Source organism: Clostridium sp. UBA5119, from assembly GCF_002414285.1.
Classification (GTDB): domain Bacteria; phylum Bacillota; class Clostridia; order Clostridiales; family Clostridiaceae; genus Clostridium_J; species Clostridium_J sulfidigenes.
On sequence record NZ_DHYX01000048.1, the window covers coordinates 47861 to 55941 of the forward strand.

The 8081-nt window shown below is 30.1% G+C and carries 7 protein-coding genes and 1 riboswitch; of the genes, 5 read left to right on the plus strand and 2 right to left on the minus strand.

Annotated elements, in window-relative coordinates; translation table 11 throughout:
* Positions 1-5: 5 nt before the first annotated feature.
* Both B2671_RS06920 and B2671_RS06925 read left to right on the plus strand, forming a co-directional pair.
* Positions 6-2780: a DUF4430 domain-containing protein gene (locus B2671_RS06920; protein ID WP_346869748.1), complete on the plus strand. Its 2775-nt coding sequence runs from the start codon at positions 6-8 to the stop codon at positions 2778-2780.
* 67 nt (positions 2781-2847) lie between these two features.
* The gene (locus B2671_RS06925) at positions 2848-3666 is read left to right on the plus strand and encodes a DUF4430 domain-containing protein (RefSeq protein WP_346869749.1); all 819 of its coding nucleotides are present in this window, start codon (positions 2848-2850) and stop codon (positions 3664-3666) included.
* Between the two features lie 80 nt (positions 3667-3746).
* Here the strand turns inward: B2671_RS06925 and B2671_RS06930 are convergent, their stop codons facing one another.
* Together B2671_RS06930 and B2671_RS06935 are read right to left on the minus strand one after the other, a co-directional pair.
* Positions 3747-4367, minus strand: coding sequence for a DedA family protein (locus tag B2671_RS06930; protein WP_346869750.1), 621 nt, complete (start codon positions 4365-4367; stop codon positions 3747-3749).
* A gap of 352 nt (positions 4368-4719) precedes the next feature.
* A riboswitch (cobalamin riboswitch) is annotated at positions 4720-4902 on the plus strand.
* Between the two features lie 237 nt (positions 4903-5139).
* Complete coding sequence (locus tag B2671_RS06935; protein ID WP_346869751.1) at positions 5140-6315, minus strand: aminotransferase class V-fold PLP-dependent enzyme; 1176 nt, start codon at positions 6313-6315, stop codon at positions 5140-5142.
* Positions 6316-6553: 238 nt separating this feature from the next.
* Between B2671_RS06935 and yedE the strand changes: the two genes are divergently transcribed.
* From yedE to B2671_RS06950, 3 genes are all read left to right on the plus strand, one after another.
* The gene (gene yedE, locus B2671_RS06940) at positions 6554-7651 is read left to right on the plus strand and encodes a YedE family putative selenium transporter (protein WP_346869752.1); all 1098 of its coding nucleotides are present in this window, start codon (positions 6554-6556) and stop codon (positions 7649-7651) included.
* The gene (locus B2671_RS06945; RefSeq protein WP_346869787.1) at positions 7635-7850 is read left to right on the plus strand and encodes a sulfurtransferase TusA family protein; all 216 of its coding nucleotides are present in this window, start codon (positions 7635-7637) and stop codon (positions 7848-7850) included. The genes yedE and B2671_RS06945 overlap by 17 nt, the downstream gene beginning before the upstream one ends.
* 1 nt (position 7851) lies before the next feature.
* The coding region (locus B2671_RS06950) for a DUF3343 domain-containing protein (protein ID WP_346869753.1) at positions 7852-8081 on the plus strand (230 nt) is incomplete at its 3' end.

The following is an 8081-nucleotide window of genomic DNA, read 5'->3' on the forward strand; positions in this document are numbered from 1 at the left end:
ATTTTATGAAGAATACATTTAAAAAGAATCTATTATGTTTATTAGTTGCATTACTAATTGGATTTACTCAGTTTTCTACAATTTTTACACAAAAAGTTGAAGCTGCTGATAAATCTGTAAAGGTGAAGGTTAGGATTGAAGCTAGTGACCATACTATTGTTCCAGAAACAGAAGTGGATGTAACAAATTTTGAGCTAGAACCTTATAACTGTAATGAAGTTAGCGGTGAGCCTAAGGCAATACATGCTATAATCAAAGCTTTAGAAGCTAATGGTCTTAATCCAAAAGATCAAAGCAAATTTAACTTTGGACGTGGAAGCTATATATCCAATATTGATGGAGTATCTCAGGGATCATTTGGGTCATTTGATGGTTGGGGATATTATGTTAATGATAATTATACAGATAAGTTAGTTGGTGGTCATGATTTAGTAGATGGGGACAGTATAGTACTATTCTATATGGAAAATTATGTGTACGCACGTTATGGTTATTTTAATAAGAAAGCAGTTAGCGCAAAAACTGGGGAAGATATTTCACTAGATTTAACTGGTAAATATTTTTTTCCGGGTGGAATACCAAATGATGTGGCTTTAGTAGATAAGGCAAAAATAATTATTAATGATAAAGAAACCGAATATGTTACTGATGAAAATGGACAAGTAAAACTAAACTTTGATAAACCAGGAACCTACATTGTAACTGCAGATAAAAGGGTAAAGGATTGTGATCCCTTTGACTACAGTAAAACTGGAAGACCCTTCAAAGATAAAGTTCTTGACAATAGAATGCTAGCAAGACCATACTGTAAAATTGTTGTTGAACAAAAGGATGAAGTTGCTCCAGAAATAACAACAAATATAAGTAAAACAACAGTGACAAAAAGTGAGTTTACATTCACAGTATCTGCAATTGATAATGTTGATGGTAAGGTTAATAGTGAAGTTAAATTAGGAGACAATGTTATTGAGCCTAATGAAGATGGACAATATGTTGTTAATCTTTTTAAGGGCGAAAATAGAATATCTATTAAAGCAGTAGATAAGGCTGGAAATGAAGGAAAGAAGACTAGAGTAGTTAACTATAAAGAATTATTACCTATTAGTTCATATGATATTAAGAGTGAATTAGAAAAAACTAAAAACTATATGATTGCTAACAATGGTGATGAGTGGTCAGCTCTAAGTTTAAGTAAATTTGGAATTAAAGGTAATAAAGAAAGTTTTAACAATATAGTTAAACAATTTAAGAGTGGAGTAGAAGAAGACGGATTATCAGAGTATTTTTATAAAGATACAGATCTTGAAAAAATGATAATGTATGTTACTAGCCAAGGTTATAATCCTTATAATTTCTTAGGTCATGACTTGGTTAAGGAGTTATTTAACAGAGATGTAAAAGAATTTAATAGATATGCACAGATATTTGGATTGATGGTTTACGATTACTGTAATGTAAGTGGAGAATATAAAATTACAAAAGATATACTAGCTAAGGAATTAGTTAATAGTAAAGTAGTTTATGATGTAGATGGAAATGAATATTGTGGATGGAATATATGGGGTTCTGAGGTAGATGTTGATACAACTGCTGCTGCAATAAATGCGTTATCAAGCTATTATGATAATAATAAAGAAATTAAAGATACTATTGATAAAGCAGTTAAGACATTAGCATTAATGCAAAAAGAAAATGGATGTTATGAAGCTTGGGGAAGTGAAGCTAGTGAAAGCATTAGTTTTACAATTTTAGGACTTACATCAATAGGTGTTGATCCAGCTGGTGAGTTATTCACTAAATCAAATGGAGAAGACGTAAACAATTTAGTTTCTGCCTTGCTTACATTTAAGGGCACTGATGGTCAATTTAAGCATACAACAGATACTAATAATAATTACATGTCAAGTGAGCAGGCATTAAGAGCTTTAATTGCCTTAGAGCAATTTAGAGGAAATGGTAAATATAATTATTATAAGAGTAATATTGATGCAAAATTATTACCCGTATATATTGAAGGTAATAATAATCCTGTAGTTAATGTTCCAAAAGATACAGATGATATCAAAATACCTATAGGTATAATTAAGAGTTCAGAGTCAAATAAAGTAGTAGTAAATTGGAATGATACATCTTTGAATATACCATCTAAGATTTTTGATTCATATACAGGAATTTTAGAAGATTATCAGGTTATTTTAAAAAGAGAAGTTTTAGATAAAAATTCTAATATATTAAATATAGAAAATGGAACTAAGGTCATAGGTAAGGTTTTTGATTATACTATGTCAGTAAAAGATAATAAAGGAAAGATAACTGAAATAAAGAATTTTGGCAGCAATAAAGTAAAGGTTGTAATAAAATTATCAAAAGATGATATAAAGGGAATAGATGTTTCAAAATTAGCAGCATATTATTACAATGGTACTAAGTGGGAAAAAATAGATGGTGGTAAATTTGATAATAATAATTTAACATTTACCTTTGAAACTACACATTTTAGTGTTTATAGCTTGATGGTTAAAGATGATCAATCTAAGGACAATAGTGATAAAACAGATGAGGAATCAAATAATAAAACAGATAATGAAATAAATAATGATACAAATAACAAAACAAACAATGGTGGTAAGAGTGAGTCCAATACCGTTAATGGTAATAAAGCAGACGAGCTTCCTAAAACAGGAAAAGCTATGGATCTAAATTTACTAATAGCTGGTGCATTGATTTGTATAGTATCAGGGATTGTTTTAATAAGAAGAAAAAAAGTTAGTAATAACTAAAATAGTAAATATATAAGGAAGCTGTGGGCTTCCTTGTGTATTTATTAGAATTTAGAGAGAGGGTGCTATGTTGAAGGGGAAAAATAAGATATTACTTATAATTTCCGCTCTTATTATTTTTGCGGGAATGTTTGTTTTTGCACAAAAACTTCAAAAGTCATACAATAATACAATTGCTGAAAAGGCTACAATCACAGCTGAGCAAGAAAATAAAGAAGACAGCAAAAATGATAAAGTTAATAAGGAAGTAAGTGATAAGGAAACTAGTACGGATAAGACTGATAATAAAGAAGATAGTAAGATTAATAGAAGCAATAAAGAGACTAATGATAAAGAAAATGTCATAGTTAATGATTCATCTAAAGTTAAATATAATTCTGATTCTAACACTGAAAAGAACTCTAATGCTAATAGCTATAATTCGAAAAATTCATCTACTGAAAAGAAAAAAACTGCAATTAAAAAGGAAGAATCATCAAATTCATCAAATAGTTCTAAAGCAGCTGTAAAACCTAAAAAGAAGGAACCAGCTCCAGAGGTAAAAGATGAAACTCCAAACTTTATAGTAATTGATACAATAAGTAATAAAACACTAGCTTCTAAACATGTAGATTATGATAATATTACTGTTGCTCAATTAACATTCAAGGTTTTAGATGAGTTAGGGATAAAATATAGAACTACAGGCTTTAATGATACAATATACTTTGCATCTATTGCAGGGCTTAGAGAGAAAGCAGCTGGTCCTTTAAGTGGATGGTGCTACTATGTAAAGAAAAGTGGTAGTAATGAATTTGTTAAACCTAATGTGGGAACTGGAAGTTGGATTTATAATAAAGGTGATACTGTGATATGGAAATATTGGAAGGATGGAGTTAATAATTAATTTTTATCAATGCCAACATTAGTTAAATATATAAATAAGAAAGTACCTATTATAACTGAAGGCACTTTCTTATTTTTTAATTACTCCAAGGAGTTCTTTCTTTTTTTAATAAATTTATAAGCTAAGAATCCAAAACAAATTACTAGAATAGCTACAGCTACCATAGAATAATCTTTTAAAATCTTTTGAATTAGGTCAGTATTTTCACCTAAAAAATATCCTAAAGATATAAGAATTATGTTCCAAATAGTTATACCCCCAAGGGAGAATAATATAAATTGAGAATAACTCATTTTTACAGCCCCTACAGCTAGTGATATGTAAGTTCTAGTTAAAGGGAATAATCTACTTAGAAACACAGCAGGTTTTCCATACTTATCAAGAAATAAATCTAACTTATTGAAACTCTTTTTTGCACCAGATGATTTACTACAAAGCCAATTTATTATAGGAGAACCTCCAAAGTATCCAATGGTATAGCAAAGAGTTGAACCAATTAATCCTGCTCCAGTACTAAGAAGAATAACTCCAATAAAGCTAAAGTTACCATAAGAAGCTAAAAGCCCTATAAAAGGTAAAAGTACTTCACTAGGCAATGGAAAACAGGAATATTCTAAAAATACCGCTAGGAATACACCAGGATATCCAAATCCTTGTATAGTAGTTATTATTGTATTTAAAAAATCATTTACAAAATCCATATAAGCACCTCAAATTTATATTTTAAGATATAATTAAATAAATGTATTATAAACTTAAAGTGTATAAACTTAAAGTTTAATTAAGTTAAGTTTATGTTAAATACAGTATATTGTAATATATTATTAAAGTTTTAAGGATATAACTTTTATGTATAGTTACTTATACTTTTATATTGAAGGAAATTAATAACAATAATAAGTGTATTGTATAAGATACTAAATGAAAATCAAGGAAAATCCTTGAATTACATAGGTAAAAGTAGTATAATAATATTGTAGTTGATACACTATATTATATTAAAAAACAATATATAACGTTAGCTTACATAAGCTGATTAATAAAGAGAAAATTTAATATAAAAATAATAGAGGTACAAAGTTTAATACTTTGTTTAAAAGGGAAGTAAGTGAAAATCTTATACGGTCCCGCCGCTGTAATGGGGAGAAGCTTCTTAAAGCGCCACTGACGAATGTTGGGAAGGCTGAAGCAACTGTGAACCAAAGTCAGAAGACCTGCCTATATTAATACACTAGATACTCTACGGTAGATGGAGGGGTGTTATAAAAGAATGGATATATATTAAAGTATTGCGTATACTTTAATGTAATTTTTCTGTGATTTTTATACCCCTTAACTGGAGAGTTAAGGGGTTTTGTTGTTAAGTAAATATATAACTTTATATCCCTAATAATTATTGCCCTATAAAAAATTTATATATAATAATTAAAGGTTTGAAGATATTGCATCTTTGAGCCTTTAATTATTATATTGTTAAAAACATAGAGTGTTATTATCTGATGAAGCAATTACTTCTTTAATAGCATTAACAGCATATAATACATCATCTTCAGTGTTAAAGGTGCCAAAGGCGAATCTTACTGTTCCGTTAGGGAAGGTGCCTAAGGTCTTATGAGCTGATGGTGCACAATGAAGCCCACATCTCACAGATATGCCGTATTTTTTAGATAGCATATGGGATATTTGACCATTATCACCCTTAGGAAAATCAATGGATACTACAGAAGTCCTATTTTCAGCAGAGGGTAGTCCCAGAACTTTAATTTCTTTTATATCCTTAATGTTATCTAAAAATAGTTTAGTTAATTTCGTTTCATGATCTTTTATATTACTAAGTCCTTTTTCCTTTAGATATTTTAAGGCTGCACTTAAGCCAAATATTCCAGGTATATTTGGAGTACCACCTTCAAATTTATCAGGCATGTAATCAGGTTGGATTTCATATTCAGAGAAGCTACCAGTACCACCGTCTATAAGAGGAGTAGTTAATTTAGCTAACTCATCTTTTATTAAAAATCCACCTATACCTTGAGGTCCAAGAAGTCCCTTATGACCGGTAAAACATAAAATATCTATATTCATTTTCTCCATATCTATTGGAATTAATCCAGCTGTTTGTGCTGTGTCTGCAATGAAGCAAATATTGTTTGCCTTGCAGAACCGTCCTATTTCTTCAAAGGGCATAATAGTTCCACATACATTAGAGCTATGAGTCATTACTACAGCTTTAGTATTAGGCTTAAGGTATTTATGTAAATCAGATGAATTTAACTGTCCTAGAGAATTACAAGGTACTACAGAGTGCTCTATACCTTTACTTTGTAAGGCGTTTAAAGGGCGAAGTACTGCATTATGTTCCATAGAAGAAGTAATCACATGGTCACCAGTCTTTAAAAATCCTTTTAAAATAACATTAAGACTATGAGTTATATTGCTAGTGAAAATTACATTTTCAGGTTTTGAAAAATTAAATAGTTCACAGAGTAGTTCTCTAGTTTCATAGACTATGTTTTCTGCATTAAAGGAACTATCATAACTACCCCTATTTACATTTCCACCTACATTAACAATATAATTTGTCATAGCTTCAGCTACAGAGTTAGGCTTAGGAAAGGATGTAGCACCATTATCTAAATATACTTTTCTCATAATTACCTCCTGAAATCTATATATCCTATATCTAATTAAAGCTTTAAAAAATTTTTTTCCTACATTATTATAGCATAGAGAATTAAATATAAAGATTTTATATACTAGGGTTACATAAGCATTAAAAAAACAAATAGATTGTTCTTCATCTATTCGTAATAAAAATTTAATAAAAATATAAATATATGTTAAAATTTACTTTGAATGAAGTATTATCAAATATATGGGGGGATAAACGGTGAAAGAAAAAAGAGGCATAATTTTTGCTGGTGGAATCATTGGTCTATTATCTGTAGCTTTGGTGTATTTAGGAAATCCTAAAAACATGGGTGCTTGTATAGCCTGTTTCTTAAGAGATATAGCAGGTGCTGTAGGACTACATAGAGCTGAAGTTGTACAGTATATAAGACCAGAAGTTATTGGAATAGTTTTAGGAGCATTCATAATTGCACTATTTACAAAGGAATTCAAAGTAAAGGGTGGTTCTTCACCATTTTTAAGATTTATTCTTGGTGCTATAGTTATGATTGGAGCTTTAGTATTCTTAGGATGTCCACTTAGAATGGTACTTAGAATTGCTGGTGGAGACTTAAATGCTATAGTAGGCTTACTTGGATTTGCAGCAGGAATATTTGTTGGAATTCAATTTTTAAACAGAGGATTTACTTTAAAGAGAAATTATAACTTAACTACAGCAGAAGGGTATGCAATGCCAGTGATAGCAATAATGTTATTAATATTACTAATATCTGCTCCAGCATTTATATTCTTTAGTGCAAAGGGTCCAGGTTCTATGCATGCACCTATATGGTTTGCTTTAGCAGCAGGACTTATTATAGGAATTGTAGCACAAAGAACAAGACTTTGCATGGTAGGTGGAATTAGGGATTTAATCATGTTTAAAGATAGTTATTTAATGTGGGGATTTATATCTATATTTGTAGTAACATTAATAGGAAACTTAGTTCTGGGAGATTTTAAACTAGGCTTTACAGAACAACCTATAGCTCATAATGATGCACTATGGAACTTTATGGGTATGTTAGTTGCAGGTTGGGGTTCAGTACTTTTAGGAGGATGCCCATTAAGACAATTAATACTTGCTGGAGAAGGAAATGCAGATTCTGCAATCACAGTAATGGGAATGATTGTTGGGGCAGCTTTTGCACATAACTTTAAATTAGCATCTTCAGGAGAAGGTCCTACTGGCAATGGAAAGATTGCAATATTTATAGGAATAGCAATATTGTTAGGAATTTCTTATTTCTGTATGAATAAATCATTTAACATAAGTAAGAGTAAAGCTGATAGCAAAGGTGGTGTTTCTATTGGTTAAGGTAGATGCAAGGGGAATGAGCTGTCCTCAACCAGTTTTAATGGCTAAAAAAGCATTAAGTGCAAACAAAGATGGATTTGAAATATTAGTTGATAATAATGTGGCGAAGGAAAATGTTTCAAGGTTTATTAAAAATGCAGGGTTAAATGCTGTAGTTACAGAAGTAGAAGAAGATTTTCTAATAAAGGCCAATAAATAGAATGGAGTATATTGGAGTTTTTTTCACACACTCAGGGGCTATAAAATATCATAGATATTTAGATAGTCTTGAAATTACTAATGAAACTATGCCAGTCCCAAGAAGGCTTAGCTCTAACTGTGGAATTGGAGTTAAATTCACTACAGACAGAGAGATAAATAATATGATAACTGAAGATATTGAAAAGATATTTAAAATTGAAAATAATGAAAGCATTCTTGTATATGAATG